This window comes from Candidatus Thiosymbion oneisti (assembly GCF_900092655.1).
In the GTDB taxonomy this organism is placed as follows: Bacteria; Pseudomonadota; Gammaproteobacteria; order Chromatiales; family Chromatiaceae; genus Thiosymbion; species Thiosymbion oneisti.
Genome location: NZ_FLUY01001150.1, coordinates 1 through 3,188, shown reverse-complemented (window position 1 = coordinate 3,188; position 3,188 = coordinate 1). Strand labels below are relative to the sequence as shown.

Annotated in this window: 3 protein-coding genes; all 3 read right to left on the bottom strand. The window is 60.8% G+C overall.

From position 1 onward, the window contains the following. Window positions 1–232: 232 nt before the first annotated feature. The 3 genes from aceA to BQ17_RS11710 all read right to left on the bottom strand — a co-directional run bounded on the left by aceA (window position 233) and on the right by BQ17_RS11710 (window position 3,112). On the bottom strand, window positions 233–1,537 hold the full coding sequence (gene aceA / locus BQ17_RS11720; RefSeq protein ID WP_089727272.1) for an isocitrate lyase: 1,305 nt from the start codon (window positions 1,535–1,537) through the stop codon (window positions 233–235). Between the two features lie 171 nt (window positions 1,538–1,708). Continuing rightward, window positions 1,709–2,425: a rhodoquinone biosynthesis methyltransferase RquA gene (rquA, locus tag BQ17_RS11715; protein ID WP_089727270.1), complete on the bottom strand. Its 717-nt coding sequence runs from the start codon at window positions 2,423–2,425 to the stop codon at window positions 1,709–1,711. A 144-nt stretch (window positions 2,426–2,569) separates the two neighbouring features. Continuing rightward, window positions 2,570–3,112: an ISAs1 family transposase gene (locus tag BQ17_RS11710; RefSeq protein WP_218068242.1), complete on the bottom strand. Its 543-nt coding sequence runs from the start codon at window positions 3,110–3,112 to the stop codon at window positions 2,570–2,572. Window positions 3,113–3,188: the final 76 nt, after the last annotated feature.

The window sequence follows — 3,188 nt, the reverse complement described above, 5'->3', positions numbered from 1 at the left end:
CCAGACCATGAAAAGCTGGTACCAAAAACAACCCAATCTGTTCAAAAAACGTGTCTATAATCTGGCGGGACTTGACAATAAGCACGTAGAATGCGGTGAGTAACATGAACCGAATCCTACGTACCGGTTGAGGAACGAAACCCAGCGTTTACGGGCAAATCTGGTTTGCTGGGTCTCGTCCCTCGACCCAGCCTACCCCTACTCTGGCCTACGGATCTTTTTCAGACAGCCTCTAAAACTGCGCCTCTTCCGTGGAGCCGGTCAGGGCCGTGACCGAGGAGGCGCCGCCCTGGATGGTGGTGGTGACATCGTCGAAGTAACCCGCCCCCACTTCCTGCTGGTGGGAGACGAAGGTGTAACCGCGATCGCGGGCGGCGAATTCCGGTTCCTGGACCTTCTCGACATAGTGCTTCATGCCCTCGCCACGGGCATAGTCATAGGACAGGTCGAACATGTTGAACCACATGTTGTGGATCCCGGCCAGGGTGATGAACTGGTATTTGTAGCCCATGTCGGAAAGCGCGTCCTGGAACTTGGCGATGGTTGCGTCATCCAGGTTCTTCTTCCAGTTGAAGGACGGCGAGCAGTTGTAGGCCAGCAGCTTATTGGGGTTCTTTTTCAACACCGCCGTGGCAAACTCGCGGGCGAAGCCCAGATCCGGGGTGCCGGTCTCGCACCACACCAGATCCGCATAGGGGGCATAGGCCACACCGCGGCTGATGGCCTGCTCCAGCCCGTTGCGGACCCGGTAAAAACCCTCGCTGGTGCGCTCGCCGGTGAGGAAGGGTTTGTCGTTGGCGTCCACGTCGTTGGTCAGCAGGTTGGCCGCCTCGGAATCGGTACGGGCCAACACCAGGGTGGGTACGCCGCAGACGTCCGCGGCCAGGCGGGCGGCGATCAGCTTCTCGATCGCCTCCCGGGTGGGGACCAACACCTTACCGCCCATGTGGCCGCACTTTTTCACCGCGGCGAGCTGGTCTTCGTAGTGCACTCCGGCGGCACCGGCGGCAATCATGTTTTTCATGAGTTCGAATGCATTGAGCACGCCGCCGAATCCGGCCTCCGCATCCGCCACGATGGGCAGAAAATAATCCACATAGCCCGCGTCGCCGGGTTCGATCGCGCGCGCCCATTGGATCTCGTCCGCCCGCTTGAAGGCGTTGTTGATGCGCCGCACCATGGTGGGGACCGAGTCGTAGGCATAGAGGGACTGGTCCGGGTACATGGTCTCGGAGGTGTTGCCGTCGGCCGCTACCTGCCAGCCGGACAGATAGATGGCCTCGATCCCGGCCTTGGCCTGCTGCATGGCCTGACCGGCGGTGATGGCGCCCATGCAGTTCACATAACCCTTCTTGGCGCCTCCGCGGACCAGATCCCACAGCTTCTTGGCCCCAAGGCGGGCGTAGGTGTACTCGGGCTGCACGGAACCACGCAGGCGGACCACATCCGCGGCCGAGTAACCGCGTTTGACATCGGTCCAGCGGGGGTTCTCCGACCAATCTTTCTCAAGGGCCTTGATCTGTTTGTCTCGGGTCATGTCCGGTTCCTCACTAAAGGGTAATGCGATTAGGAATATGGTTAGGTTCGGAACGCACGGCCTCCGGGCCGCGCAACAGCGGAGCATACCAGCGCCCCTACCCCGGCCGTTGGGGGGTGATGCCGGAGCGGGGATTCGGCTCAGGGCAGGGCCTTGCGCACAGCATCCGCGTCAGGTATCCGCGGACCGCCTGATCTCCACTATCTGATACAAGCCGCCGAAGAAGGTCCGCTTGTGTACGTGCAGACCCTGGGCCCCTTCCGGCAGCCACGCCGAAATTTCATCCCGCCATAGATCGAGCGCGAAGGGTTCCAGCAGCCGCAGCACCGGGGTCATGATCAGGCGCATGGGATTGGCCGGATGGGGACAGTGGTAATCGACCAGCAGGACCCGCCCCCCCGGCCTGGTGACCCGCAGCGCCTCCGCCAAGGTCCGCTTGCGGGTCTCCAGGGGCTGCTCGTGCAGTAGGAAAAAGACCAGGACCTGATCGTAGTGTGCGTCCGGCGCCGTCAGGTCTGACGAATCGCTGAGCGCAAGGGTGGTTCCGGGCGCCGGACCCAGCTTTCGCGACAGGTTCTCCAGCTGGACGGGCAGTATGTCCACCACATCCAGGCAGGCGCCTCCGGCCAGACGATCCACTAAGCGCCGGGTGAGATTGCCATAGACGCAGGCCACTTGGAGCGTGCGGCCGCCGATCGGATTGCCGAGGCTTTCCAAGGCGACATCGCGCAGGCGGCTGAAATTTCCCCACAGGATCAGGTTGATAAGCCATTGGCGCTCGAACACCCGCACCGCATTCGGATGCACATACGCCCACCAGTAATGGCGTTCCAGGTAGGAGGGGATGGGTTGAGGGGCTTCTTCGGCGACTCTTGCGGTGATTTCCAAGACCTTATGCCTCCTCTGATGTTTTTATTTTTATCGAGTATCGCGTGCCTAACGCAAGCAGCTCAAAATTTCGATAGTTTACCTAAATAATGGTGCAAATCCAACACAGAACCCCTCCCATGCAGGGCGAGCGCGTATAAAAGCCTAGCCAAACACGACCTTAGCGCGGTAGTGGTCGTCCCAAGCGGCCTGGCGCCGCTTCTGAGCCAAGCGCCGGGAGGAGGGCTCGCGCTCGAACAAATTCAGGCACAGATGCCGGATCGCGGTCATGATCGCTGGCGCGTTCCCTCTGCGGATACGACTGGCATCCTCATGGAACACCACGTCGAGGCGCCAATGAAGCCGATTTTCCACCCCCCAGTGTCCCCGCACGGCATGCGCGAAACGTGATGCATCGGCCACGATGGCGGTGATAAAAAACCGTTGCGCCACGGTTTCGGTGTCGCCGCTCACGCACCTGCGCTCGGCTAGCCCGATGCTGCGCAGTCCCTTCCATTGCTCGATATTGGGAAGCGTTTGCAGCACCTCGGTGATCCAGTAGCGGCGAATTTCCAAGCGCCCATGGTCCTTGTCGATCGCTTCAGAGAAGTCATGGTCAACCCCGGCAAACGCCCCAGCCTGGGCCACCGCGAAAAAGTCCTTGACCGCCTCGTACAGGGCACTTTGGTTGCCTTTGAGTCCGAGCACGGGTAGTGGATAAATTCTAAATGCTGAAGTCTGCCAACCCCTCCCTCGTCATTCCGGCAGGGATTGCCGGAATCCA

Bases quoted from the DNA above. Each gene is read 5' to 3' on its own strand.
- aceA (WP_089727272.1), bottom strand. From the start codon at position 1,537: ATGACCCGAGACAAACAGATCAAGGCCCTTGAGAAAGATTGGTCGGAG.